Source organism: Pseudomonas putida (assembly GCF_003228315.1).
GTDB classification, from domain to species: Bacteria; Pseudomonadota; Gammaproteobacteria; order Pseudomonadales; family Pseudomonadaceae; genus Aquipseudomonas; species Aquipseudomonas putida_S.
In genome coordinates, this window is sequence record NZ_CP029693.1 from 2,178,974 (window position 1) to 2,205,071 (window position 26,098).

Sequence of the window (26,098 nt, forward strand, 5' to 3'; positions counted from 1 at the left end):
GGGCTTGAATCAGACCACCCGCGCCGGATGCTGCCGACGTGGCTCGCCAAGCAAGGCGCGATGGGACGGTGGCTGGCGGCCTTCGGCTTCGCTGATGCCATAGCCGCGGGCGATCTCGGCGGTGATCAGGGTTTGCCCCGAGAGCGTCATCAACTGCGGATCATTGAGCAACGCGTGAATCACCCGGCCATTGAACTGCGGGGTCTCGGCATCGGCCAGGAACGCCTGGTACTGCTCACCATGCTGCTCACCGGCGATCTTCGTACGCTCGGTCATTTGCGGCCCCAGCCACAACGACAACGCCGCCACGCCCTGCCCTTCGAAATCCACCGCCATGTCCGCCGCCAGCTTGTCGACCCCGGCCTTCTGCGCGCCGTACGCCGGCCCGTGCATGTAGCAGACGGCACCGAAGGACGAGGTAAAACAGATCAGCCCTTGCCCGCTGCGCAACAGCAACGGCGCCGCGTGATAGCTGGCGATGTACGCCGAACGCAGGCCGACATCAATAATCCCCACCAGCCCCAGCGGCTTGGCCCAGAACGGGCCGGGCTCGATCAGTTGGTCATGGATGAACGCCGCGTTGTTCACCAACAGGTCCAGACGCCCGCATTCCCGCTCGACCCGGTCGAACAAGGCACGCACCTGAGCATCATCAGCATGGTCGCAAACCACCGCGACACCCCGCCCACCGGCCGCTGTAATTGCAGCCGCCGTGTCCTCCAGCGAACCGCGCAAGGCATGCCCATACAAATTCGATCCACCCTGCTCCGGGGCACGACCGGTGACATACACCGTCATGCCCGCCGCGCCCAACGCCAGGGCAATGCCCCGGCCGACCCCACGACTGGCGCCCGTCACCACCGCCACTTGTTGACCGTTCATTCGACGCTCCCGAACAAGGTTTTCGCCGAAGCGGTTTCGCTCTGGCCTTTGATGTGATTGGCCGCCAGATAGCCAAAAGTCATGGCCGGACCGATGGTCGAACCGGCGCCCGGATAGGTGCGACCCATCATCGACGCGGCGCTGTTGCCAATGGCGTACAGGCCCTCGATCGGCTGGCCGTCTTCATGCAGCACACGAGCATGCACGTCGGTGAGCAAACCACCCTTGGTGCCGATGTCCCCGGCGTCGATGCGCACGGCATAGAACGGACCCTTGAGCAACGGTGCCAGGCACGGGTTGGGCTGCACGTTCGGGTCGCCGTAATAGCGATCGAACAGCGACTCGCCCTTGTGAAAGTCCTCATCGACGCCCCGCACTGCCATGCCGTTGAAACGCTGCACGGTGCGCGTGAGCCCTGCGGCATCGACGCCAATTGTCTGCGCCAGTTCTTCAAGGCTATCGGCCTTGTGGAAGTAATCGCGCAGGTGCTCGGGCAACTGCCAATCGCGCTGGGCATAACCCGGCAGCAATGCGCCGCAGGGGTATTTGCGGCGGAACTCGGCGTCGAACACCATCCAGCACGGCACACTCGCGGCACCGTCATGATTGTTGGCGTACATGGCGTAGACGATATCTGTGTAGGGCGCGGCTTCATTGACGAAACGCTCCCCCGCCGCGTTGACCATCACGCAGCCCGGAAGCGTGCGCTCAACAAACAGGGCCCGCTGTTTTTCCTCACCGCGCACGTGGGTGGTGGGCGCCCACCAGCTGTGTTCCATCAGCGCGGTTTGGGCACCGATGGCCTGGCCTGCGCGAATGCCATCGCCGGTGTTGTGCGGCGGGGTGGCACTCCAGGTGGCTTGCGATGGCTGCGGCAGGTATTGCTCGCGCATCGCCTGGTTACGCTCGAAACCACCGGCAGCGATGATCACGCCGTAGCGTGCCTTGACGTTGAGCATCTGCCCGTTTCGATTGACCCGCGCACCGCCGACCCGATCGCCGACCAGCAGCAGCTCTTCCAGCGCACAGTTCAACCACAGCGACTTGCCGCGATCCTGCAACGAACAGCGCAAGGCGCCGATCAAGGCATTGCCCAGCGTCAAGTAGCGGTCACGCTTCGACAGGCGCCGGCCCGCCCGGTCGCGCCAGTAGCGCCACATCACCCGCAGGGTCAGGCGCAGCCAGCCGGGACCACGGCACAGCAGCACCTGCGCCTCTTTCATGGTCATCGCCATGCGCCCCATCATCAGGGTGCCGGGGGATGGCGGGCGCATGCGCAGGAATTCTTCACCGAGTTCGGCGGCGTCGAAGGGTTGCGGGTCCATGGAGCGATAACCCGGTTTGCCGCCCTCGACTTCCGGGTAGTAGTCGGCGTAACGCGGCTGTGCCTCGAAGCGCACGCGAGTGTGGCGTTCGAGGTATTCGACCATTTTCCGGCCATGCTCGACGTAGACCTCGATGCGTCCGTCATCGATTTCGCCATGGGTCACGGCGCGGATATAGGCAATCGCTTCGGCCGCCGAATCGCTGCCACCGAGGGCCTTGATCCGGTGATTGTCGGGAATCCAGATCCCACCGCCGGACACCGCCGAGGTGCCGCCGTACTCGCCGCTTTTCTCGATCAGCAGCGCATTCAGGCCCAGGTCGTGGGCACGCAACGCGGCGGTCATGCCCCCTGCTCCCGAGCCGACCACCAGCACATCACAACATTCGTCCCACTTGATCCCGGCAGCGTTCATGCGATCACCCTTGTTCAGCGCCCATCAGGCAGAAACCGCCGCTGCCGGGTCTTCGCCCGGTGCAGTCGGTCTCGGGATTGTTCGCCGCCCGCGCCGGGGGATCATCGTCCGATGGGACTAAGCAAGGCTGCTTGACACCCCTACCCCTGTGGGAGCTGGCTTGCCAGCGATGGCGGCCTGGCAGCCGACCATGCGCTTTCAGGTGTACATATCCATTTCTTTGGTAACGGCCACTTAAGGTTCCGCCCTTACGGCGGGTTACTTGGAAAAGCGCCAAGTAACCAAGCGCTTTTATCCCCTGACGTACGGCCCTTCGCTTAGGCTCAGGGTTCCCTCGCTCCGGTATTCATCCGGGGGCATCGCCTCCGGTTTGCTGCGCTGCACCTCCTCTCGATGTGTGCGGCTTCGCCGCACGGCGCTACGCGCCTACCCCCCGGATGAACACCTCCACTCGGCCTTCCGACGGGGCAGATCAAAATCAAGATCAAAAGCCAAAGCAGATCGCGGTCCCCTGTAGGAGCGAGCCTGCTCGCGATGGACGCCAGAACACCGCGGGGTGTCAGGCTGCCAGCGTTATCGTTGACGAACATCGCGAGCAGGCTCGCTCCTACAGGGGATTGGGGTACATCTGGAAGACATTGGTCGGCTGTCAGGCCGCCATCGCGGGCAAGCCTTGCTCCTACAGGGGACGGTGTACACCTGACCCGCTCTTCACCACTCAACAGGCCGAGCGTTAGCTCGCCTGCCGCTTTTGATCTTGATCCACCCGCCCCTTCGGGAGGCTGAGTGGAGGCGTTTATCCGGGGGTAAGGCGCGTAGCGCCGTGCGGCGCAGCCGCACACATCGAGAGGAGGTGCAGCGAAGCAAACCGGAGGCGATGCCCCCGGATGAATGCCGGAGCGAAGGAACCCCGAGCCTTGGCGAGGGGCCGGACGCCGGGGCGAGCCTTTTTTTGCTTATCTTTTTTTTGGCGTTTGAAAAAAAAGTAAGTCGCCGTAGGGGCGAAACCGCCAGCCGCCGTTACCGAAGAAATGGATATACACACAACCCAACCCCAGCCTGGTCGGCCCAAAGGCCGCCAAGACCCAGCACAAATCGCTTAGTCCGCTTGGACGATGTTGCGCGCAAGTCGTGACTCCATAGTCGCCCCCAGCACCCAATCACCCCAGAAATGCAGGTCGGGAATGTCCCGGCCTGGGCATGAGGACGACATGATAAAAACAATAATCGCCCCACAATCGCTGCACCCGCGCACCCGGCTGGCCCTGCTGTTGCTGGCAGGCGGGTTGAGCACCCAGGTCAACGCCATGAAGTTCCAACCCAGCGATGACCTGAGCGTAGACTGGGACACCACGCTGACCTACAGCCTGGCGTGGCGGACCGAGTCTCGCGATCACAAGCTGTCGGGCATTAACAATCCCAATGGCAACGACGGCGACAACGCCTTCGACCGCAACAGCCTGATCAACAACCGCGCCGGCTTTCTCACCGAAGCCAACATCCAGTGGCGCGACGATTACGGTGTGTTCCTGCGCGGCACCGGTTTCTACGACAACGTCTACGACCGTGGCAACGACAACGACACCGGTACCTCCAACTGCTTCGCCGGTGGCCATTGCAGCCGCCCGGATCGCTTCTCCCAGGACACCATCGATCAGCACCGCGACGAACTGCGCATGCTCGATTACTACGCCTATGGCACCTGGGACCTGAGCGGGCACAACCTCAATGCGCGCCTGGGCAACCAGGTGGTGAGCTGGGGTGAAAGCCTGTTCTATCCGGGGATTTCCGCCGCGCAAAGCCCGGTGGACGCGACCAAGGCCACCACCCCGGGCGTTGAGGTCAAGGAAATCCTGCTGCCGGTCGGCCAACTGTTCACTCAGTTCAGCCTGACCGACAGCCTGGATGTGCAGGCCTACTACCAATACAAGTGGGAGAAGACCGAGCTGTTCGGCGTGGGCAGCTATTTCTCCACCACCGACTTCATCGACGAGGGCGGCTTCAACGACGCCACCGGCTTCCTCACCCGTCTGGGCGACGACAAGCCGAGCAACAGCGGCCAGTACGGTCTGGCGTTTACCTACGCCGCCGAGTCGCTGAACAACACCGAGTTCGGCATCTACTACTCGCGCTACCACGACAAGACCCCGTCCCTGGACTTCCAGTCAGACCTGGGTCACTACCGCGCCGTGTACTTCGACAACATCGACCAGTACGGCGCCAGCTTCTCCACGGTGCTGGGCGATGTGAGCTGGGCCGGTGAGGTCAGCTACCGCGACGGCGCGCCGGTGATGGTCAACAACGGTTTCTCCAGCCCCGTGCGTGGCGAAGTCCTGCAGGCGCAGACCTCGGCGATCTACGTGGTGGGCCCGACCGCCTTTGCCGACAACACCACCCTGACCGGCGAGCTGGTCTACAACACCGTGCTCGACAACGACAAGTCCGCCCCGATCACCCTGGCTCCCGGCTTCACCCTGCCGGGCACCGACAGCCTGGTCTACGACCGCGATGCCTGGGGCTACACGGTGCAGGTCAACCTTGATTACAACAACGTGTTCAGCGGCTGGGACATGTCGGTGCCCGTGACCTACAGCACCGCCGCGCAACACGACAGTGCCCTGGTGGGCTCGATCAACGCCGGTCAAGGCGACGACCGCGCGAGCATCGGCAGCTCGTGGCGCTACCTGGGCAACTTCACCGTCGAGGCGCGCTACAACGCCTACCTGGGCAACGCCAACAACAGCCCGTTGGCCGACCGCGACAACGTCGCGCTCAACTTCAAGTACCGGTTCTGATTCCCCAATCGGAGGAGCACAGCATGTCCAGATTCACCCAAACCCTATTGTCCACGGCGCTGACCGTCGGCCTGCTCGGCAGCGGCCTGGCCCACGCCAAGGTCAGCGAACAGGAAGCCGCCCGCCTGGGCCAGGACCTGACCCCGATGGGCGCCGAGAAAGCCGGCAACGCCGACGGCAGCATCCCGGCCTGGAGCGGCAAATGGCTCGGCCTGCCACCGGGTCTGAAATTCGACGGCCCGGGCAGCCCGTACCCGGACCCGTACGCCTCGGAAAAGCCACTGTTCGTGATCGATGCCAAGAACATGGACAAGTACGCCGCCAACCTCACCGATGGCCAGAAGGCGCTGCTCAAGCGTTATCCCGAGACCTTCAAGATCCCGGTGTACCCGAGCCATCGCGACTTCCGCGTCGATCCGAAACTGGTGGAGGCGGTGAAGAAAAACGCGGTCACCGCCGAACTGGACAACGACAACAACGACACCAAGAACGCCTGGGCCGGCTCGCCCTTCCCGATCCCGAAAAACGGCAGCGAGCTGATGTTCAACCACACCCTCGCCGGCCGTGCCGCCGCCGAGGAAGCCAACTACCGCCAGGCCGTGGTGTACTCCAACAAGGAACGGGTGATCGAAGAGGTCAACTACAAGATCTTCTCACTCTGGTCCGACCCGAACAAAACCCTGGAGTCGTCCAACGGCATTCTCACCAACTTCCTGATCACCACCCTGGAACCGGTGCGCAAGAAAGGCGAGATCGTCGTCGGCCACGAGTTCATCAACCCCACCGCCTCGCCACGGCAGGCCTGGCAGTACAGCCCGGGCCAGCGTCGGGTACGCCGCGCGCCGACCGTGGGCTACGACTCGCCGACCGGTGCCGGTGGTTTCCGGGTGTATGACGAAGACCGCTTGTTCAACGGTGCGCCGGATCGCTACAACTGGACCATCGTCGGCAAGAAGGAAATCTACATCCCGTACCACAACTACAAGATCGACGACCCGAGCGTGAGCACCGAGCAGATCCTCGACACCACCGGCCACGTCGATCCGCAATACATGCGTTATGAAAAACATCGGGTCTGGGTGCTGCAGGCGACCCTCAAGGAAGGCGCCCGCCATGTGTACGCCAAGCGCGTGCTGTACCTGGACGAAGACACCTGGGCCGCGACCCTGGCGGACAACTACGACAGCCGTGGGCAACTGTGGCGCACCAACATGCAGACCTCGATCTACGCCTACGAGATGCAGCGTTACCACGCACGACTGGGGATCTACCATGACCTGATCGCGGGTTCCTATCTGGTGGACCGGATGTTGATCGATCAGAAACCGGCGAAGCTCAACGCCACCAACTTCACCGATGACGAATTCACCCCCGGCAACCTGCGCAAACTCGGCACCCGCTAAAAGCCGCCGCGCCCCGACCGATGCATTCGGTCGGGGCTTTTTTATTTCTACGGATCCAAGGACCTTTCTTATGAACAAACTGCTCACTGCCGCCCTCGCCGTGGCCGGCGTCGGCCTGTCGCTACAGGCCAATGCCCTGAACATCCTGCTGACCAACGACGATGGCTGCCGCGCACCGGGCATCGACGCGATGTACCGCGCCCTGACGGCCGCCGGGCACAAGGTGACGCTGGTTGGCCCGTTGAATGACAGCAGTGGCATCAGTGCCGCCAGCGCGGTGGTGCCGGGCCAGGCCCTGGCGGTGACCGAACTGGCACCGGGCAGATTCTGCGTCGGGCCACCCGAAGGTTATGTCGCGCCAGTCGGCAAGACCTCGGCGATTGGCACGCCGGTGGATGCGGTGAATGTGGGCCTCGATGTGATCCTCAAGGACACCCCGCCGGACCTGGTGGTGTCGGGAAGCAACTTCGGTGAAAACGTCGGCCCGCTGACACAGATGTCTGGCACCCTCAACGCGGCGGTGCGGGCGATGTTCAAGGGGGTGCCGGCGGTGGCGGTGTCCACGGCCATCGACATGGACCTGATCATGCGTGACCAGCAGGCGGGGTATCGCAAAACGTTGGGAGCGATGGACGATACGGCACGGTTTGCAGTGAAGGTCATTGAACAAGCGCGCCTTGCCGGTATTGCGGCGAAACAGGCCTGTGGCAAAAACAAACATCAATGCGGCATGAACGTGCTCGGCCTGCCGGGCGCCAACGGCCTGAACCTCAACTACCCGCCCCTGCCACCGAGCGAAGTCAAAGGTGTGAGTTTTACCCCGATCGGCAACTGGGACCGGGTTAATTTCACTTCGCAACGCGGCGCAGACGGCACTGTCCACGTCAACCTGGTGGCCCCCTCAACCCCAACTCCCGCCCAGCAAAAAGCCGACGCCTACCAGCTGTGGCAAGGCCATGCGGTAATCACCGTGATCGACGGCAACATGACTGCACCCGAGGCGGTGCAGGACCAAGCGAAGAAAATGCTGCACAACATCAAACCCTGAGCCCTACCTGAAATCTGCCAACCACCAACATCACTGTGGGAGCGAGCCTGCTCGCGATGAGGCCGGCACATTCAACATCCATGTCGCCAATCAGACCGCCATCGCGAGCAGGCTCGCTCCCACAGTTGATCTGCGGCGAACCCAAGCCCCGGCAACACCCCAGTTCCCTTGTAGGAGCGAGCCTGCTCGCGATGAGGCCGGCACATTCAACATCCATGTCGCCAATCAGACCGCCATCGCGAGCAGGCTCGCTCCCACAGTTGATCTGCGGCGAACCCAAGCCCCGGCAACACCACAATTCCCTTGTAGGAGCGAGCCTGCTCGCGATGAGGCCGGTACATCCAACATCAATGTCGCCTGCCAGCCCGCCATCGCGAGCAAGCTCGCTCCCACTGTTGATCTGCGGCGAACCCAAGCCCCGGCAACACCACAATTCCCTTGTAGGAGCGAGCCTGCTCGCGATGAGGCCGGCACATTCAACATCCATGTCGCCAATCAGACCGCCATCGCGAGCAGGCTCGCTCCCACAGTTGATCTGCGGCGAACCCAAGCCCCGGCAACACCACAATTCCCTTGTAGGAGCGAGCCTGCTCGCGATGAGGCCGGTACATCCAACATCAATGTCGCCTGCCAGCTCGCTCCCACTGTTGATCTGCGGCGAACCCAAGCCCCGGCAACACCACAATTCCCTTGTGGGAGCGAGCCTGCTCGCGATGAGGCCGGCACATCCAACATCAATATCGCCTGCCAGCCCGCCATCGCGAGCAGGCTCGCTCCCACAGGAAGGTCCGTGGTCGTACATAAATTCTGCCAACCACCCCATACCCTGTGGGAGCAAGGCTTGCCCGCGATGAGGCCGGCACATTCAACATCCATGTCACCTGACACTCCGCCATCGCGGGCAAGCCTTGCTCCTACAGGGTATCGGGGGCTTCAGACCGGGGATTGGAAGGGGATGAATTCGGTGACTTCCAGATCGAATCCGGACACCGCCTTGTAGGGCACCGGCGAGCTCATCAGGCGCATCTTGCGTACATTCTGGTCGCGCAGGATCTGCGCGCCGATGCCCAGGGTGCGTTGCGGGAACTGCGGGGCACGGGGTTTGCCGCCGCTGCTTTGGCGCAGTTGTTCGAGCACGCCGTCGGCGGTTTCCTTTTGTGCCAGCAACACCAGCACGCCATTTCCAGCCGCTGCGATGCTCGCCAGCGAACGCTCCAGCGTCCATTGCTGTGCCCCGCCTTCGCTTTCGCAGCCCAGGGCGTCACGCAGGGTTTCGATGCTTTGCACCCGCACGAGAGTCGGCTGCGTGCTGTCGATCCGGCCCTTGACCAGTGCCAGGTGCAGGGCGCCTTGATAGGTGTCCTGATAGGTCGTCACGCGAAACTCGCCGTGGCGGGTATGCAACGGATACTCGTCGCCACGCTCGATCGTGCCTTCATGCAGGATGCGGTAATGAATCAGATCGGCCACGCTGCCGATGCGCAATCCATGTCGACGGGCAAACTCGTGCAGCTCGACACCCCGAGCCAGTTCGCCCTCTTCGTTGAGTATCCCCACCAGCGTCGCCGCCGGCTGCAGGCCTGCAAGCCGAGTGAGATCGCACGCCGCCTCCACATGCCCGGCACGCTGCATCACCCCGCCCGGCAGCGCCTGCACCGGAAAGATATGCCCCGGCTGCACCAGGTCCGCCGGACCGCTGGCCGGGTCGACCGCCACCTGGATCGAACGCGCTCGATCTGCCGCCGAAATCCCGGTGGACACCCCGGTCGCCGCTTCGATGGAGCGGGTAAACCCCACCCCATGCCGGGCCCGGGAATTGGGCACCATCAGGTCCAGCCCCAGCGCGCGGCAACGCTGCTCGGTCAGGGCCAGGCAGATCAAGCCCCGGGCCTGCACCGCCATGAACGTGACCGCGTCGGCCCCGGCATGCTCGGCGGCCATCAACAATGAACCTTCACCGTTGTTTTCGTCATCGGTGATCACCACCATCTGCCCAGCGGCAATGGCCTCGATCAGCCGTGGCACGCTGTCGAAACTCACTTGCGCCGCGCCGTTCAATTGAGTGCCCTGCGCAAGTCGGCCGCCGCGTCGGACAAGGCCTGAGCCGCCTTCTCGACAAAGGGCGCCATGCTGATAAAACCATGCACCATGCCCTCGCAACGCTGCACGCGCACCGCGATCCCCTCCGCCAGCAAACGCCGGGCGAAGGCCTCGCCCTCGTCGCGCAAGGGATCGAATTCAGCAGTGATCAACGTCGTTGGCGGCAACCCCGCCAGTGACTCGGCACGCAGCGGAGAAGCCAAGGGATCATCACCCTGCCCGGTGTCCTGCAAATACTGCTGCCAGAACCAGTACATCATCGCGCTGCTGAGCAAATAGCCCTCGGCGAATGCCTCATAGGACGGGGTGTCGCAATGGGCATCGGTGACCGGATAGAACAAACACTGATGACTGATCTTCGGTCCCTGCCGCTGCGCCGCCAATTGACTGACCGCCAACGCCAGGTTGCCACCGGCACTGTCCCCGGCCAACGCCAGGCGACTGCCATCGACACCCAGGGCGGCAGCGTTGTCCACCAGCCAGCAGGTGGCGGCATAACAATCGAGCGGCGCTGCCGGGAAGTGATGTTCCGGGGCCAGCCGATAAGCCACCGACACCACCACCGCCTCGGCCTGACGCGCCAATGAACGGCAGAGGTTGTCGTGGGTATCGAGATTGCCCATGACAAAACCGCCACCGTGGAAAAACACCAGCAGCGGCAGGTCGTTATCCTCCGACGGCCGATACAGCCGCGCATCCAGTTCACCAGCCGCGCCGGTCACCCGCAGGTCACGCACCTCGATCATCGGATCGCCGGGGACAGGCGGCATCAGGTTGTCGTTGAACTCTCGGTACTGGGCGGCATCGACCTGGCTGAAATCGGGCTCCGGCAAGTCGCGAAACTGCTGGAGCACCGCAGCGATCTGCTTATCGAGCGGCATGGGCATCGTCCTCTACATCGGTCATTTGAAACTGTGGGTTGGTCTCTTGCAGGATGCTGTGCACCCGCCGCTCAAGCGCCGGTTTGAAACCCTTGTGGGGCAGGATCCAGAAGCGCTTCTGCTCGATGGCGGCAAACACCTGCGTCGCCAATTCAGCCGGTGTCATGCCCTGGCGAATGGTGCTATCGAGCAACTGGTTGAATGACGAGCCGGCGGTATTCGCGACCTGATCCGAAGCCATGATTTCACTGGCCACGGGTCCGGGACACAGCACCGAAACCGATACCTGCGAACCGAGCATGGCCAGCTCGTAATGCAGGGTTTCAGTGAGTGCGACCACCGCCTGCTTGGTCACGTTGTAGGGCGCCATCAGCGGGCTGCTGACGATCCCGGCCAGCGAGGCGGTGTTGACCACATGGGTCACCCGGCCCTGGCTGAGCAACAGCGGCATGAAGGTGCGGATGCCGTTGATCACTCCGCCCAGATTGACGTCGAGCATCCGTTGCCATTGCGCATCGCTGATTTCCCAACTGAAGCCGGTCTGCATCACGCCCGCGTTGTTGAACAGCAGATCCACCCCGCCAAATGCCTCGACGGCGCGGTCGCGCAAACGCTCCACTTGTTGCACATCGCCCACATCGGTGACACAGGCAATCGCCCTGCCGCCATCGCGGTTCAATTGCTCGCACAGGGCGTCAAGGCCCGCCGCATCCCGATCCGCCAGCACCAGGCGCATGCCCAGCCCCGCCGCGTGTTGCGCCAGGCCGCGACCGATGCCGCTGGCGGCCCCGGTGATCACCGCCACCGGCCCTTGTTCATTACTCATCGCCAACTCCTGCCATGGGTCCAATGGCACCAGTAGAGCGGGCCGGGGTTTGTCGGCCATCGTCCATTCAGACGATGCCGGCTTTTACAGGGGCGGCAGAATCCGTTACATGCGCCAAACCCGTGATCCCTTGGGAGAATAATAAGATGAGTACCCTGCACCGCATCGAAGCCAAACTGCTGGAAGACCGCTACGCCCGTGGCTGGCATTGCCTGGGCCTGGCCGCGCAATACCGCGACGGCAAACCCCATCGCCTGGAGGTGTTCGGCACGAAGTTGGTGGCCTTCCAGGGTGAAGACGGCGAACTGCACATCCTCGATGGCTACTGCCCGCACATGGGCGCCGACCTCAGCACCGGCTGCGTCGAAGGCAACTCGATCCGCTGCCCGTTCCATGCCTGGCGCTGGGGCGCCGATGGCGTATGCGATGACATTCCCTATGCCAAGCGCATCCCGCCACGGGCCAAGATCAAAAGCTGGCCGATCATGGAAGAAAACAATCTGCTGTTCGTCTGGAACGACCCGGAAGGCAACCCGCCGCTGCCCGAGCAACGCATTCCGCGCATCGAGGCCTGCTTCAGCGACGAATGGGCCGCCTGGGAAGTCGCCGAATTGCAGATCGGCACCAACTGCCGCGAGCTGATCGACAACATCGCCGACATGGCGCACTTCGGCACGGTGCATGGCGCGCCGGTGGACGAGTTCATCAACGTCTTCGAAGGCCACCTGGCCACCCAGATCATGAAGGCCCGCAGCGAGCGCCTGTCCGGTGACAGCGTGTTGAGCACCGAGGCCACCTACTTCGGCCCGGCCTACCAGATCACCGACATGACCGGCGCGATGAACGGCCAGCCGATCCATTCGATCCTGCTCAACTGCCACGTGCCCATCGACCTGGACAGCTTCACCCTGCGCTACGGCGTGCTGGTGAAGAAGATCCCGGGCTTGAGCGAAGAACAGAACCAGGCGATGGCCAAGGCCTACGTGCAGCAGGCCCAGGCCGCCTTCTACGAAGACGTGGCGATCTGGCACAGCAAGACCCGTGTCGACAACCCGCTGCTGTGCGACGGTGACGGCCCGGTCTATCAGTTGCGCCGCTGGTACGAGCAGTTCTACACCGACGTCGCCGCGTTGCCGGCGGATGTGGCCGAGCACAAGCAATATGTCGTGCGCGCTTGCGAACGGGCTTAAGCAGCGGCCCTTCGCGCTCCAGAGACCTGATCGGCAGCCGCCCGTCAGGCTCCGGGCCCCAGCGTTGCAAGGAGTCGATCACGGCGCTTATTCTCGGCCACCGCCAACGCTAATAATAAAAATGGTTTTACCTATGCAACAAAGTCTCTGCCTCGACACGTTCAGCGATCTGATCGGCAATCTTTATCAGGGTCCGCTGGAAACCATTCCATGGGCGACCTTTCTCAATCAGCTCAACGTGTACCTGCAAAGCAAGTACGTGACCTTCATCCTGCGTCCGCCCAGCGCCCACGTGGACGGCCTGATGGTCAACACAACCGGCACCTCGACCGAGGCGACCGCGTCGTACAACACGCATTTTTTCAGCCTCGACCCGTTCGTCGACCTGCCCAACCGACAAGTGGTGACCCTGGCCGAGTTCGTCTCCAATGCCGACTGGCAGCAGTCGGAGTTCTACAAGAACTTCCTCGAACCGGTGGATGTGTTCCACATTCTCGGCGCCGACATCAACACCGTCGACGGCGCCCAGTGCCGGATCCGCATCAGCCGCGGGCGTGACGACAAGCCCTTCGGCAACGAAGAAAAGGCCTTGCTCACGCACTTCATTCCGCACCTGGAACGCTCGATCAAGATCCACATGCAGCTCAACCGCATCGAGGCCGAACGCAACCTCTACGCCGGCGCGGTGAACCAGATGGCCGTGGGCACGATCATCCTCGATGAGTCGGGCAAGGTGCTGCAGACCAATCAGGTCGCCGACCGGCTGATTCAGGAAAAGGACGGCCTCAAGCTGGTCAACGATGGTTTGCAGGTCGGTACGGCCCGCGATACCCAAGAGTTCCGGCGTCTGGTCAAGCAGTCGTTGCTGTCGCAGAAAAGCAGCAACCCGTCGGTGGTCGAGGCCATGCGCGTGCAGCGGCCATCGGGCAAGGCGGATCTGGGGATCATTGTGCGCTCGGTGCCGTTGACCGACTGGAGCGAAGGCAAGCAGTGCCCGACGGTGGCGATTTTCATCAGCGACCCCGAGCAGCAATCCACCGCGCCCCAGGAGATCGTCCGGGCACTGTTCGACTTCACCCCGGCGGAAACCCAACTGGCGATGCTGCTGGCCAACGGTTTGACCCTGGACGAAGCCTCGGAAGAGCTGGGCATCAGCCGCAACACCTCGCGGGCGCATTTGCGCTCGACCTTCTCCAAGACCGGCGTGACCCGCCAGACCATGCTGGTGCGTTTGATTCTGCGCAGCGTGGCGACCCTCGGTTAACCACCGTCATTGCCGCCCTCGTCCGCTTGGACGATGGCGGCCGCTTTTGTACGGCGCACAGTGTGGTCATCCCAAACGGGGGCCTGACCCATGCGCAACTGTCCAACCATCCTCAAGACCGAACTGCTGGCCGAAAGCGGCCACTTCCAGATCGAAGCCCTGCACCTGCAATTCAGCAATGGCCAGCGGCGGGTCTACGAACGCCTGCGCGGTACCGGGTATCGCTCAGTGATGGTGGTGGCGATGCCGGATCCTGCGCATGTGCTGCTGGTGCGCGAGTATGCGGTGGGCGTGGAGAAAACCATTCTTGGCCTGCCCAAGGGAGGCGCCGAACCCGATGAAGATTACCTGCAGGCCGCGCAACGCGAACTGGGCGAAGAAGTCGGGATGCGCGCCGCACGGCTCACCGAACTGGGTGAATTGACGTTGGCACCTGGACACTTGTGCCATCGCTACCGGGTAGTGCTGGCCGAACACCTGAGCCCCTGCCAACTGCAAGGCGACGAACCCGAAGCCCTGGAATGCCTGCGGGTGCCCCTGGCCGAAATCCCCGCCCTCGTCGCCAGCGGAGAACTCCACGAAGCCCGGGCGATTGCGGCGCTGTTCATGGCCATGGGAGCCCTTGCCCACCGCGCCTGACACACATCCCCTGTAGGAGCGAGCCTGCTCGCGATGAGGCAGGAACATTCAGCATCTCTTTCGCCTGACAAACCGCCATCGCGAGCAGGCTCGCTCCTACAGGTTCAGCGGGTGTACACAAAATCTGCGGTCCACAAAAAACCCTGTAGGAGCAAGGCTTGCCCGCGATGAGGCCAGCACATCCAACACCTGTGGTGCCTGACACTCAGCCATCGCGGGCAAGCCTTGCTCCTACAGGTTGTGTCCTGGGCTAGTCCATTCGGACGAAGCCATTATCACTCCCCCGCCCTACCCTGCCTCTACAACAATAAAACCGTACCGAGGCTGTCATGCGTAAAGCCACTTGCGCCCTGTTCATCATCGTCTGCGCCGGCAGTTCCGCCAGCCTGTGCCAACTGTTCAAGAACGAAGCTTATCGACCGGCCACGGCGTATTTCAGCTGTTCGAGCAACGCGATCAACTGCTACCCGCCGCTGGTGCGCAATCTGCTGCCCTGAATCACGGACATAAAAAAACCACCGACTCATCGGTGGTTTTTTCATTGGTCCAGGAATCAGGTCGGCAACACACCCCGCGCCCGGGACAGGGTCAGCGCCAGGTCTTCAATCATGTCTTCCTGACCACCCACGGTACCGCGACGCCCCAGTTCCACCAGCAGCTCACGGGCGGCGATGCCGTATTTCTGCTCGGCACGCTTGGCGAACAGCAGGAAGGAACTGTAGACCCCGGCATACCCCAGGGTCAGCGCATCGCGGTCCAGGCGAATCGGCTGGTCCATCATCGGCACCACCAGGTCTTCGGCCACGTCCATGATTCGGTACAGATCCACACCACTGTTGACGCCCATGCGCTCCAGCACCGCCACGAACACTTCCAGCGGCGTGTTACCCGCCCCCGCGCCAAGGCCCGCCACCGAACCGTCGATACGCGCCGCACCCGCCTCGATCGCGGCCAGGGAGTTGGCGATGGCCATGCCCATGTTGTGATGGCCGTGGAAACCGACTTCGGTCCCGGCATTCAATCCGGCGCGCAAGGCACCGATTTTCTGCGTCACTTCATCGGGCAGCATGTAGCCCGCCGAGTCGGTGCAGTAGATACAGTTGGCGCCGTAGCTTTCCATCAAGCGCGCCTGCTCCAGCAGTTTCTCCGCGCTGACCATGTGCGCCATCATCAAAAAGCCCACGGTGTCCAGGCCCATCTTCGCCGACATGCCGATGTGCTGGCCGGAGACGTCCGCCTCGGTGCAGTGGGTGGCCACGCGAATGGTCGAGACGCCATGCTCATGGGCCATTTTCAGATGATCGAGAGTACCGATCCCCGGCAACAACAACGCCGAGACCTTGGCCTGCTGCATCTTCGGGATCACCGCGGCGAAATACTCTTCGTCGCTGTGGGCCGGGAAGCCGTAGTTCAGCGACGCGCCACCCAGGCCATCGCCGTGGGTGATTTCGATCAACGGCACACCGGCCGCATCCAGCCCCGTGGCCACGGCGACCATTTGTTCGATGCTGATCTGATGCTGTTTGGCGTGCATGCCGTCGCGCAGGCTCATGTCGTGCAGACGGACGCGCTTACCTTGCAAATTCATCGGGATTCTCCACTCAACGGACAGGCAATTGCAGGGTGCCCTTGTGGGCTTCTTCGGCGAACATCTCGGCGGTGCGCAGACCGGCGGCGGTCATGATGTCGAGGTTGCCGGCGGACTTGGGCAGGAAATCCCCCAGGCCTTCGACCTCAATGAAAATCGACACCTTGCGCCCGTCGAACACCGGCCCGTTGATCAGCTTGTAGCCGGGCACATAGCGCTGCACTTCGCGGACCATCTCCAGCACCGAGGTGCGGATCGCGTCCTGGTTCGGCTCGTCGTCGGTCAGGCAGTGGATGGTGTCGCGCATCATCAACGGCGGCTCGGCCGGGTTGATGACGATGATTGCCTTGCCGCGCCGGGCACCGCCGATCTGCTCCACCGCCCCCGCCGTGGTGCGGGTGAACTCGTCGATGTTCTGCCGGGTGCCGGGGCCGACGGAGCCGGACGACACCGTGGCAACGATCTCGCCATAGGCCACCGGTTGCACCCGCGACACCGCCGCCACCATCGGGATAGTTGCCTGGCCACCGCAGGTGACCATGTTGACGTTCATCGCCAGGCTCGACGCGTGTTGCTTGAGGTTGACCGGCGGCACGCAGAACGGGCCGATGGCCGCCGGCGTGAGGTCGACCATGATCACCCCGAGCTCGTTGAGCTTGCGGCTGTTTTCGGCATGCACATAGGCCGAAGTGGCATCGAAGGCAATGCGAATGTCGTCGTCCAGTACATGAGGCAACAAGCCGTCGACGCCCTCGGCGGTGGTCTTCACGCCCATCTCGCGAGCGCGCTTGAGGCCTTCCGATTGCGGGTCGACGCCGACCATCCACACCGGTTCGATCCACTCCGATCGATACATTTTCATCAGCAAGTCGGTGCCGATGTTGCCCGGGCCGATAATGGCCGCTCTGAGTTTCTTGCTCATCCGGTTAAACCCCATAGGTCAGGCGCAGAAAGACACCCGGGCGCTGCCCAGGCCATCGATGGTCAATTCGAAACGGTCGCCGGCGCGGGCCGGTTCCAGTGGCACCAGCGAGCCCGAGAGAATGATTTCCCCGGCCTTGAACGGAATGCCAAAGGCCCCCAGGGTGTTGGCTAGCCACGCCACCGCCGTCAACGGATTGCCCTGCACCGCCGAGCCCAGGCCTTCGCTCAGTGGCTCACCGTTCTTGAACACACGCATGCGCAGGTTGGGCAAATCCAGGCCCCGTGGATCAACCTGACTGTCACCCAACACGAACACGCCGCAGGAAGCGTTGTCGGCGACGGTGTCCTGAATGCGGATGCGCCACGCGTGAATCCGCGAGTCGACGATCTCGAAGCACGGCATCACGTATTCGGTGGCGTCCAGCACATCGGCTTCGGTGATGCCGGGGCCGACCAGATCGCGCTTGAGCTTGAAGGCGATTTCGCCCTCGGCGCGGGGCTGGATCAGCTTGTTGGCGGACAGGGAAATTTGCGCGTCGTTGGCAAAGGACATCTGCCGGGTGATGAAGCCGAAGTCCGGCTGATGCACGTTGAGCATCTGCTGCACCGCTGCCGAGGTGACGCCGATCTTCTTGCCGACGATCTGGTCACCGGCGGCGACGCGACGCTCAATGGCGTACAGGGAAATGTGGTAGGCGTCCTCAATGCTGATCGCCGGCCAACGCTCGGTCAGCGGCGCCAGTGTGGAGCCGCTTTGCAGCGCCTGGTAAAGCTCTTCGCCGAATTCACGGCGCAATTGCACGCTCATGGGCGGGCCTCCTGAAGGAATGCCAGGCACTGGCGATTGAACAATTCACGGTGCTCGACCTGCACCCAATGCCCGCATTCGCTGAGCATCACGAAGCGGATGCGCGAGCAGTGTTCGAGCATGGTTTGCGCCCCCGAGGATGGGCAGAATTTGTCGTTCATGCCCCAGAAGCCGAGGATCGGGCATTGCAACTCGGCCAGGCGCGAGGTCATGTTCGGCACTTGCATGGTCGACAGCACGCACACCGGTTGCTGTTGCACCACGGCCACCCGTTCGTTGACCGTTTCGTCGCTGATCAGCGAGGCGTCGAACAGTTGCAGTGCCAACAGGCGGCGCATGCCCGTTGCATCGTTGAGTTCACCCTTGGCGAAGGCGGCGCCCATTTTCTGGATGCCTTCCATTTGCAGGTAGTACTGCTCCTTTTCCATCAGTCCGCCGGGGGCCATCAACACCAGACGGCTGACCCGCTGCGGCTGGTCGAGGGCCAGCTTGATCGCGATCGCGCCGCCCAGGGAATTGCCCACCAGTACGCAACGCGGGATATTCAGGGCGTCGAGCAGACCGCTCAGGGCGCTGACGAAAAAGTCGAGGGTGTAGAGGGTGTCGGGCTTGTCCGAGGCGCCATAGCCCGGCAGGTCCGGGACGATCACCCGATGGCCGGCTTCGGCGAACACCGGGTAGTTCTGCTTGAAGTTGCTGTGGCCGCTGGCGCCCGGCCCGCTGCCGTGGATGAAAATCACCGGCTCGCCGGCGCCACCGGTATCCAGATAGTGCAGCTGCAAACCTTCCGGCAGCGTAACGAAGTGCCCCTGCGCTGAAGCGCCCATAAGGTGTCCTCCCGGCCTGTTGTTGTCGCCGGATTATTCCGGGGGCCCGGGCCGTCAACATCGTCCGACAGGACTACAACCCCTCCCCTGTGGATGTACGCGAAACCTGCAAACGATCAAAAACACTGTAGGAGCGAGCCTGCTCGCGATGGTCGTTAACGATGACGCTGGTTGCCTGACACCCCGTGGGGTTCTTGAGTCCATCGCGAGCAGGCTCGCTCCTACAGTGTGTGGGGGGGCTGGCCACGACTCCTAGTCTCAACGGACGTTGGCCGGCGGGTGCCGCAGACCTAGCATCGACGGCATTTCCGAGCGATACAACGAGGCTTTCCCATGCTTGATCCGATGGACTTTCGCGGCAAAGTGGTACTGGTCACCGGTGGTGGCAAAGGGGTGGGTCGCGGGATCAGCCAATGCTTTCTGGACCGGGGCGCCGAGGTGGTGATCTGCGGTCGCGAAGCCCCGGCTTCGCTGCCCGCCAGCGGCGAACGAGAGGCGCTGTTCGTGCCTTGCGACCTGCGGGATATCGAGCAGTCCGGGCGCTTGATCGACAGCATCGTCGAACGCTTCGGCCGCCTCGATGTACTGGTCAACAATGCCGGCGGCTCGCCGAATGCCGAGGCCGCCACCGTCTCGCCGCGTTTCAGCGAATCGATCATCCGCCTGAACCTGATCGCCCCGCTCAACCTCTGCCAGCAGGCCAACCGGGTGATGCAGGCCCAAACCGACGGCGGCGCAATCATCAACATCTGCAGCGTCAGCGCCACCCGCCCTTCTCCCGGCACCGCGGCCTATGGCGCGGCCAAGGCCGGGTTGCTCAACCTGACCACCTCGCTGGCGGTGGAATGGGCACCGAAGGTGCGGGTCAATGCGGTGACTGCCGGGCTGATTCTCACCGAGCAGGCGTCCATGCATTATGGCGACGGGGAAGGCATTGCGCGGGTGGCCGCGACCATCCCCTTGCAACGCCTGGCCAATCCCGAGGACATCGGCGACACCTGCCTGTACCTGGCCTCGTCGTTGGCGCGTTATGTCAGCGGCGCGGACATTGCCGTGCATGGTGGCGGCGAACGACCTGCGTTTCTCGATGCCGCGCAAACCCACTCATAACAGGAGAACCGACATGCCCGCGATTGCCAGTCACAGCGTCTTGCTTGACCTCGCACCACACGCCGCATGGGCGAAGCTGAGCGACCTGAGCCTGGCCCCGCACTATGTGCCGGGGCTGACCGGTTGCCAGTTCCATCCCGGCCCGCAACAAGGCCTCGGCGCCAGCCGCCGGGTATTGCGCAAGGGCGGTCAGTACCTGGATGAAAGCGTGGTGCAGTGGCGCGAAGGCGTGGGGTTCGAGTTGCGGTTGCACAAGGGCGGCAGTGATTCGCCCTTTCCGTTTCGCAAGGCGAGTTTCAGCTACGGGCTACAACCGGAAGGCAACGCAACGCGCATCACCCTGCAAATGCACTACAGCCTGCGCGGTGGCAGGCTGATGGAGAGAATGCTGGGCAAGGCGTTCGACAAGGTGGTGCGGGAGATTGCCGAGAATCTCAAGGCTTACTACGAAACGGGTCAAACCCAGAACGCAGATTTCAAACCCACCGCAACCCTGTAGGAGCGAGCCTGCTCGCGATGGTCGTTAACGATAACGCGGGGATTCAGGATAACCGCGGCGTTCTTTAGACCATCGCGAGCAGGCTCGCTCCTACAGTCGATCGTTCCCACGCTCTGCGTGGGAATGCAGCCCGGGACGCTCTGCGTCCCAAATCAAAAGCCGAACGCGGAGCGTCCGTTGAGGCATTCCCACGCGGAGCGTGGGAACGATCAGGTCAGGCGCGAGGGCCGATGTTGACCTCGCTCCAATAGGCCTTCATCGAACGGATCCTGCCAGTGCCATCAAACTCCATCACATCAATCACATGCAGCGAACACGGCTGCCCGCCCCACTCCATGTCGACCCGGAACGGCATCGCGCCGCAGCCGTTGGCGGTGGCGCGAACGGGGCCTGTGCGGGTCGCCGAGACTTTCATCGCGCCCAGCCCCTGACGGTAGAAACGCTCGATGGCGTCAATCCCTTGCAAGGGCGCCTGGCCCACCGGGTCTTCGACGGTGGCGTCCTCGGCATACAACGCGAGGATGCCGTCGATATCACCGGCATCCACCAATTCCACATAGCGCGCCATGGTCGCCTGGATCTGTTCTGCGCCGATCATTCAGACCACCTCGAACAGTGCAGCCGCGCCCATGCCGCCGCCGATGCACATGCTCACCACCACGTAGCGCACACCGCGACGCTGGCCTTCGATCAACGCGTGACCGACCATGCGCGCCCCGGACATGCCGAACGGATGACCGATGGCAATCGCCCCGCCATTGACGTTCAGGCGCTCGGCAGGAATGCCCAGGGTGTCGCGGCAATACAGCACCTGGCAGGCGAAGGCCTCGTTCAGCTCCCACAGGCCGATGTGCTCCATGGTCAGGCCATGGCGCTTGAGTAATTTCGGGATGGCGTACACCGGACCGATGCCCATCTCGTCGGAGTTACAGCCGGCGACCGCCATGCCGCGATAGATACCCAAGGGTTCCAGGCCACGCTTCTCGGCCATCTTCGCGCTCATCAACACCGAGGCCGATGCGCCGTCCGACAGCTGCGAAGCGTTGCCGGCAGTGATGAAGCGGCCCTTGTCGCTCCACTGGCCGCCCGGCCATACCGGCTCCAGAGCGCTCAAGCTTTCCAGCGTGGTATCGACGCGGTTGCACTCGTCACGCTGCAAAGTCACCAGTTCATAACGGGTTTCACCGGTGGCCTTGTCGACGATCGCCTGACGACTGGTCAGCGCCGCCAGCTCGCGGTCGAAGCGCCCGGCGCTCTGGGCCTGGGCCGTGCGCAGCTGGCTCTGGTAGCTGTACTCGTCCAGTGCCTCGCGGGAAATACCGTAGCGCTCGGAGACGATCTCGGCGGTTTCGATCATCGGGATGTACGCACGCGGGTCCAGGTCGATCACCGAACTCGACTGGTTGCGGAACAGGTTCTTGTGCTTGTTCTGCACCAGGGAAATCGACTCCAGGCCACCGGCCACGGCGATGTCGATTTCGTCGCACATGATGCCCTTGGCGGCCATGGCGATGCTCATCAGGCCCGACGAGCACTGGCGCTCCACCGCCATTCCAGCCACGGAAGTGGGCAAGCCACCGGCAATCGCGCACAGCCGCCCCAGGTTGTAGGACTGGGTGCCCTGCTGGGCCGCGGCACCGATGATCACATCGTCCACTTCACCCGGTTCGATACCGGCCCGGCGCACGGCTTCACGCACTACGTGACCACCCAGTTGCGGCGCTTCGGTGTCGTTGAACGCACCGCGAAAAGCCTTGCCGATGGGCGTGCGAGCGGTGGAAACGATGACGGCTTCTTTCATGCTGAATTCCTTGAGTGTTCTGTAGGGGGCTCAAGCCGGGTAATAGCGGCTGATGGTGTCGACCACGCAGCCGGGACGCTCCTCGCCTTCGATCTCGACGCTGACGCGGATGGTCGCCTGCACGCCGCCTTTCACTTCCTCGACCGCGACCAATTGCGCACTGCCTCGCACCCGCGAACCAACACGGACCACGGCAGGAAAGCGCACTCGCTCGCAACCGTAATTGACGCCCATGGCCAAACCACGGACTTCGACGATCTGCGGCAAAAACAGATTGACCAGCGACAGACTCAGGTAGCCGTGGGCAATGCAGGTGCCAAACGGCCCGCTGGCCGCCTTGACCGGATCGACGTGAATCCACTGATGATCGCCGGTGGCGTCGGCAAACAGATCGATCCGCCCCTGATCCACCAACAGCCACTCGCTGACCCCAAGCGCCTCGCCGACCGCATCGAACAGGGCCATCGGCGTCTCGAAAATACGTGCCATGTTCAAGCCCTCTGACTGGACACCGACAACACTTCGCCGGTCATGTAGGAGCTGTAGTCACTGGCCAGGAACATCATCACGTTGGCCACTTCCCAGACCTCGGCGGCACGGCCGAAGGCCTCGTTGGCCGCCAGTTGGTCGAGTACCGCCTGAGGCGCGGATTTGCGCAGGAAATCGTGCAGGGCAATGCTCGGGCTGACCGCGTTGATGCGGATGCCATGCTCGGCGGCTTCGACTGCCGCGCAACGGGTCAGCGCCATGACCCCGGCCTTGGCGGCGGCGTAGTGCGCCTGCTCTTTCTGCGCGCGCCAGCCCAGTACCGAGGCGTTGTTGACGATGACCCCGGCGCGGCGCTCCATCATCTTCGGCAGCATGGCGCGGGTCATGCGCATGGTGCCGGTGAGTGTCACGTCGAGGACGCGGTTCCATTCTTCGTCGGACATCTCCACCAACAGCCGCGAGCCACCCAGGCCGGCGTTGTTGATCAGCACGTCGACGCCTTGCAGGTCGCGCTCGGCGCTGGCGATCAGTTGCTGCACCTGGGCTTCGTCGGTGACGTTGCACACCTGGCCAAACACCTGCTCAAGCCCGGTGCTCTGGCGGATTTTCAGCACCGCTTCGGCCAACCGGCCTTCGTGGATATCGCTGATCATCAGCGCGCGGCAACCTTCTTCGGCGGCGCGCACGGCGGCGGAAAAACCGATCCCGGCGCCCGCCGCCGCAGTGATCAGCACTGACTTGCCGCGCAGCAGGCCGCGCCCTTCAACATATTGAGGTACAGACATGACTTACTCCTTTCAGGCGCGCGCACGCGGTTCCTTGGGCATGCCCAAGGCGCGTTCGGCGATGATGTTGCGCTGGATTTCGTTGCTGCCGCCGTAGAGGGTGTCGGCGCGGCTGAACAGGTACAGCGACTGCAAACGGGTCAGTTGGTAAGGCGCGGCTTCGAGCAATTCGGCTTCGGCGCCGAGCACGTCCATCGCCAACTTGCCCAGGCTGGCGTGCCAGGTGGACCAGAACAACTTGTAGATGGTCGCCTCCTTGCGCAGCGAGCCGTCCTGGCTGCCCGAGAGCATGCGCAGCGAGTTGTAGCGCATGATCCGCAGCCCGCTCCAGGCTTCGGCCAGGCGCTGACGCAGGATCGGGTCGCGATCCGCACCGTTGGACTTGGCGATGGCGATGATTTCGTTCAGCTCGTTCTGAAACTGCATCTGCTGGCCGAGGGTCGACACGCCGCGTTCGAAACCGAGCAACGCCATGGCGATCTTCCAGCCGTCGCCCGGCGCGCCGATGATGTTGGCAGCGTCGGTGCGGGCGTCGTCGAAGAACACTTCGTTGAACTCCGAGGTGCCAGTCAGTTGCTCGATGGGGCGCACGGTGATTTCAGCCTGGGCCATCGGCACCAGCAGGAACGACAGGCCACGATGGCCGACGCTGCCCGGCTCGGTGCGGGCGATGACAAAGCACCAGTCCGACTCGTGGGCCAGGGAGGTCCAGACTTTCTGGCCGTTGATCACCCACTGTCCGGTCGCTTCATCCAGCGCGGCACGGGTCTTGACGTTGGCCAGATCGGAACCGGCACCCGGCTCGGAATAACCCTGGCACCAGAACTCTGTACCGCTGACGATTCCCGGCAAAAAGCGCTGTTGCTGCTCGGGCGTACCGAACGCGGCGATGGTCGGGCCGGCCAAGCCTTCACCGATGTGCCCCATGCGACCGGGGCCGCCGGCGCGGGCGTACTCTTCGTGGAAAATCACCTGGCGGGTGATCGACAGGCCGCGCCCGCCGTGCTCCGGCGCCCAGCCGACGCAGGTGAAGCCGCCCTCGGCGAGTTTGCGTTCCCAGGCTTTGCGCTCCTCGGGAAACATGTGCTCGTCGCCAGGGCCGCCGCGAAAACGCAGGGGCTCGAATTCGCCACAGAGGTTGGTGCTCATCCAGTCGGCGACTTCCTGGCGGAAGCGCTCGTCCTGTTCGCTGAAACTGATTTTCATGGCTGCTCCCCGAGAATCAATGCGGCAATGCGCTCGCGATGCCAGGCCGGTAGCCCGAGGAAGCTTTCGCTGGCGCGGGCGCGCTTGAAGTAGAGGTGCGGGTCGTATTCCCAGGTGAAACCGACGCCGCCGTGCAACTGGATCGATTCGGCGGCGCAGGAAAAATAGCTCTCCGAGCACTGCGCCTTGGCCAGCGCCGCCGCCAGCGGCAGCTCTGCGGCGACCTGCGCATCACCTGAAGGATCGAGGGCTTCCTGAGCAACGCACGCTGCGTAATAGCTGGCCGAACGCGCGCATTCGACTTGCAGCATCATGTCGGCGGCGCGGTGTTTGAGGGCCTGGAAACTGGCGATGGGACGGCCGAACTGCTGGCGTTCCTGCATGTAGGCCACGCTGAGGTCGAGCACCTGTTGCGCGCCGCCGGTCTGCTCGGCGGCAAGGCCGATGCAGGCCAGTTGCAGGACTTTTTCCAGCAACGGCCAGCCGGCGCTAAATTCGCCCAACAGGCAGCCGGCGTCGAGGTACAGACCCTTGAGCTGAATCCGTGCCTGACGCCGGGTCTGGTCCATGGTCGGCAATAGCTGACGCTCGATGCCGGCAAGGTGCGCGTCCACGGCGAACAGGCTGATTCCCACCTCGCCGGTGGTGCCCGGGGTGCGCGCGGCAATGATCAAGAGGTCGGCGCCGTGACCATCGAGGACATGCTTGAGGGTGCCGTCGAGGATAAAGCCTTCCCCCTCGGCGACCACGGTGGCCTGCACATCCTCGGCGGCCCAGCCGTTGGCACTGCTGAAGGCCAGGGTCGCGGTCAGGCTGCCGTCGGCAATCTGTGGCAACCAGCGTTGTTTCTGTTGCTCGGTGCCAGCCAGCAACAACGCCGGGGTGGCCATGCAGGCGGTGGCAAAGAATGGCGAGCACAGCAAGCGCCGGCCCATCTGTTCCAGCAGGATCGCCAGTTCGACAAAACCCAGGCCGAGACCGCCGTAGGCTTCGGGGATATGGATCGCCGGCCAGTACATGTCCTGGCACAGCCGCTGCCAGAGGGCTTCATCGAAACCCCGCTCACTGACCATGGCCGCGCGCACGGCGGCCGAGTCCGAGACATCGGCGAGGAAGCCCTCGGCCGATGCGCGGATCATTTCCTGTTCGTCGCTGAATGCAAACTCCATCGCGGCGCCTTCTGCTCGTTTGGCGGGGCGCGCGTGGCGCAGCACCCCTTTGAGCATGAAGTTTGGCGCCGGTGGAAGGCGGCAGAATCGTTAGCCTTGCCTAGTCCGAACGGGCGATGTGCAAC

At 63.3% G+C, this 26,098-nt stretch carries 24 protein-coding genes; 9 read left to right on the forward strand and 15 right to left on the reverse strand.

The genetic code is table 11. From position 1 onward, the window contains the following. Nucleotides 1-9: 9 nt before the first annotated feature. Both DKY63_RS09900 and DKY63_RS09905 read right to left on the reverse strand, forming a co-directional pair. Nucleotides 10-882, reverse strand: coding sequence for an SDR family NAD(P)-dependent oxidoreductase (locus DKY63_RS09900; protein WP_110963915.1), 873 nt, complete (start codon nucleotides 880-882; stop codon nucleotides 10-12). Next, entirely contained in the window at nucleotides 879-2,621 is a 1,743-nt protein-coding gene (locus DKY63_RS09905) for an FAD-binding protein (protein ID WP_110963916.1), read from the reverse strand. The genes DKY63_RS09900 and DKY63_RS09905 overlap by 4 nt, the downstream gene beginning before the upstream one ends. 1,211 nt (nucleotides 2,622-3,832) lie before the next feature. Between DKY63_RS09905 and DKY63_RS09915 the strand changes: the two genes are divergently transcribed. The 3 genes from DKY63_RS09915 (at nucleotide 3,833) to surE (ending at nucleotide 7,867) form a co-directional block, all read left to right on the forward strand. Then, entirely contained in the window at nucleotides 3,833-5,416 is a 1,584-nt protein-coding gene (locus tag DKY63_RS09915) for a DUF1302 domain-containing protein (protein ID WP_110963918.1), read from the forward strand. Nucleotides 5,417-5,439: 23 nt separating this feature from the next. Continuing rightward, nucleotides 5,440-6,819 (forward strand): DUF1329 domain-containing protein, encoded by a 1,380-nt coding sequence (locus DKY63_RS09920; RefSeq protein ID WP_110963919.1) that lies wholly within the window; start codon nucleotides 5,440-5,442, stop codon nucleotides 6,817-6,819. A gap of 70 nt (nucleotides 6,820-6,889) precedes the next feature. Next, entirely contained in the window at nucleotides 6,890-7,867 is a 978-nt protein-coding gene (gene surE / locus DKY63_RS09925) for a 5'/3'-nucleotidase SurE (RefSeq protein WP_110963920.1), read from the forward strand. 933 nt (nucleotides 7,868-8,800) lie between these two features. On the opposite strand, the gene DKY63_RS09950 is transcribed toward surE, so the two are convergent. The 3 genes from DKY63_RS09950 to DKY63_RS09960 are packed head-to-tail and all read right to left on the reverse strand — an operon-like array spanning nucleotide 8,801 to nucleotide 11,674. Continuing rightward, on the reverse strand, nucleotides 8,801-9,907 hold the full coding sequence (locus DKY63_RS09950) for a 3,4-dihydroxy-2-butanone-4-phosphate synthase (protein ID WP_275428111.1): 1,107 nt from the start codon (nucleotides 9,905-9,907) through the stop codon (nucleotides 8,801-8,803). Nucleotides 9,908-9,921: 14 nt separating this feature from the next. Further along, complete coding sequence (locus tag DKY63_RS09955) at nucleotides 9,922-10,848, reverse strand: alpha/beta hydrolase (RefSeq protein ID WP_110963922.1); 927 nt, start codon at nucleotides 10,846-10,848, stop codon at nucleotides 9,922-9,924. After that, nucleotides 10,835-11,674 (reverse strand): SDR family NAD(P)-dependent oxidoreductase, encoded by an 840-nt coding sequence (locus DKY63_RS09960; RefSeq protein ID WP_110963923.1) that lies wholly within the window; start codon nucleotides 11,672-11,674, stop codon nucleotides 10,835-10,837. The genes DKY63_RS09955 and DKY63_RS09960 overlap by 14 nt, the downstream gene beginning before the upstream one ends. 146 nt (nucleotides 11,675-11,820) lie before the next feature. On the opposite strand from DKY63_RS09960, the gene DKY63_RS09965 reads away from it, so the two are divergent. From DKY63_RS09965 to DKY63_RS32380, 4 genes are all read left to right on the forward strand, one after another. Then, entirely contained in the window at nucleotides 11,821-12,864 is a 1,044-nt protein-coding gene (locus tag DKY63_RS09965) for a Rieske 2Fe-2S domain-containing protein (RefSeq protein ID WP_110963924.1), read from the forward strand. A gap of 133 nt (nucleotides 12,865-12,997) precedes the next feature. Next, nucleotides 12,998-14,128 (forward strand): helix-turn-helix transcriptional regulator, encoded by a 1,131-nt coding sequence (locus DKY63_RS09970; RefSeq protein ID WP_110963925.1) that lies wholly within the window; start codon nucleotides 12,998-13,000, stop codon nucleotides 14,126-14,128. Nucleotides 14,129-14,218: 90 nt separating this feature from the next. Continuing rightward, nucleotides 14,219-14,767, forward strand: coding sequence for an ADP compounds hydrolase NudE (gene nudE / locus DKY63_RS09975; protein WP_110963926.1), 549 nt, complete (start codon nucleotides 14,219-14,221; stop codon nucleotides 14,765-14,767). 329 nt (nucleotides 14,768-15,096) lie between these two features. Beyond that, nucleotides 15,097-15,264: a hypothetical protein gene (locus DKY63_RS32380; RefSeq protein WP_204354318.1), complete on the forward strand. Its 168-nt coding sequence runs from the start codon at nucleotides 15,097-15,099 to the stop codon at nucleotides 15,262-15,264. Between the two features lie 56 nt (nucleotides 15,265-15,320). On the opposite strand, the gene dmpG is transcribed toward DKY63_RS32380, so the two are convergent. From dmpG to DKY63_RS09995, 4 genes are read right to left on the reverse strand one after another with little or no spacing between them, the layout of a single operon-like run. Continuing rightward, nucleotides 15,321-16,355 carry a 4-hydroxy-2-oxovalerate aldolase gene (dmpG, locus tag DKY63_RS09980; protein ID WP_110963927.1) on the reverse strand — a complete coding sequence of 345 codons (1,035 nt, stop codon included), beginning with the start codon at nucleotides 16,353-16,355 and terminating at the stop codon, nucleotides 15,321-15,323. A 13-nt stretch (nucleotides 16,356-16,368) separates the two neighbouring features. Continuing rightward, nucleotides 16,369-17,277 carry an acetaldehyde dehydrogenase (acetylating) gene (locus tag DKY63_RS09985; RefSeq protein WP_110963928.1) on the reverse strand — a complete coding sequence of 303 codons (909 nt, stop codon included), beginning with the start codon at nucleotides 17,275-17,277 and terminating at the stop codon, nucleotides 16,369-16,371. Nucleotides 17,278-17,295: 18 nt separating this feature from the next. Further along, nucleotides 17,296-18,087 carry a fumarylacetoacetate hydrolase family protein gene (locus tag DKY63_RS09990; RefSeq protein ID WP_110963929.1) on the reverse strand — a complete coding sequence of 264 codons (792 nt, stop codon included), beginning with the start codon at nucleotides 18,085-18,087 and terminating at the stop codon, nucleotides 17,296-17,298. Then, nucleotides 18,084-18,914 (reverse strand): alpha/beta fold hydrolase, encoded by an 831-nt coding sequence (locus tag DKY63_RS09995; RefSeq protein ID WP_110963930.1) that lies wholly within the window; start codon nucleotides 18,912-18,914, stop codon nucleotides 18,084-18,086. Before DKY63_RS09995 ends, DKY63_RS09990 begins: the two co-directional genes overlap by 4 nt. A 333-nt stretch (nucleotides 18,915-19,247) precedes the next feature. Between DKY63_RS09995 and DKY63_RS10000 the strand changes: the two genes are divergently transcribed. Both DKY63_RS10000 and DKY63_RS10005 read left to right on the forward strand, forming a co-directional pair. Beyond that, entirely contained in the window at nucleotides 19,248-20,024 is a 777-nt protein-coding gene (locus DKY63_RS10000; protein ID WP_110963931.1) for an SDR family oxidoreductase, read from the forward strand. Between the two features lie 13 nt (nucleotides 20,025-20,037). After that, entirely contained in the window at nucleotides 20,038-20,523 is a 486-nt protein-coding gene (locus tag DKY63_RS10005; RefSeq protein ID WP_110963932.1) for an SRPBCC family protein, read from the forward strand. 214 nt (nucleotides 20,524-20,737) lie between these two features. On the opposite strand, the gene DKY63_RS10015 is transcribed toward DKY63_RS10005, so the two are convergent. From DKY63_RS10015 to DKY63_RS10040, 6 genes are read right to left on the reverse strand one after another with little or no spacing between them, the layout of a single operon-like run. Beyond that, nucleotides 20,738-21,121 (reverse strand): steroid Delta-isomerase, encoded by a 384-nt coding sequence (locus tag DKY63_RS10015; protein WP_110963933.1) that lies wholly within the window; start codon nucleotides 21,119-21,121, stop codon nucleotides 20,738-20,740. Next, nucleotides 21,122-22,324 carry an acetyl-CoA C-acyltransferase gene (locus tag DKY63_RS10020; protein WP_110963934.1) on the reverse strand — a complete coding sequence of 401 codons (1,203 nt, stop codon included), beginning with the start codon at nucleotides 22,322-22,324 and terminating at the stop codon, nucleotides 21,122-21,124. Nucleotides 22,325-22,354: 30 nt separating this feature from the next. Further along, nucleotides 22,355-22,813 carry a MaoC family dehydratase gene (locus DKY63_RS10025; protein WP_110963935.1) on the reverse strand — a complete coding sequence of 153 codons (459 nt, stop codon included), beginning with the start codon at nucleotides 22,811-22,813 and terminating at the stop codon, nucleotides 22,355-22,357. 2 nt (nucleotides 22,814-22,815) lie between these two features. Further along, nucleotides 22,816-23,598 carry an SDR family oxidoreductase gene (locus DKY63_RS10030; protein ID WP_110963936.1) on the reverse strand — a complete coding sequence of 261 codons (783 nt, stop codon included), beginning with the start codon at nucleotides 23,596-23,598 and terminating at the stop codon, nucleotides 22,816-22,818. Nucleotides 23,599-23,610: 12 nt separating this feature from the next. Then, complete coding sequence (locus DKY63_RS10035) at nucleotides 23,611-24,804, reverse strand: acyl-CoA dehydrogenase family protein (RefSeq protein ID WP_110963937.1); 1,194 nt, start codon at nucleotides 24,802-24,804, stop codon at nucleotides 23,611-23,613. Further along, nucleotides 24,801-25,973: an acyl-CoA dehydrogenase family protein gene (locus DKY63_RS10040; protein ID WP_110967898.1), complete on the reverse strand. Its 1,173-nt coding sequence runs from the start codon at nucleotides 25,971-25,973 to the stop codon at nucleotides 24,801-24,803. Before DKY63_RS10040 ends, DKY63_RS10035 begins: the two co-directional genes overlap by 4 nt. Nucleotides 25,974-26,098 lie beyond the last annotated feature (125 nt).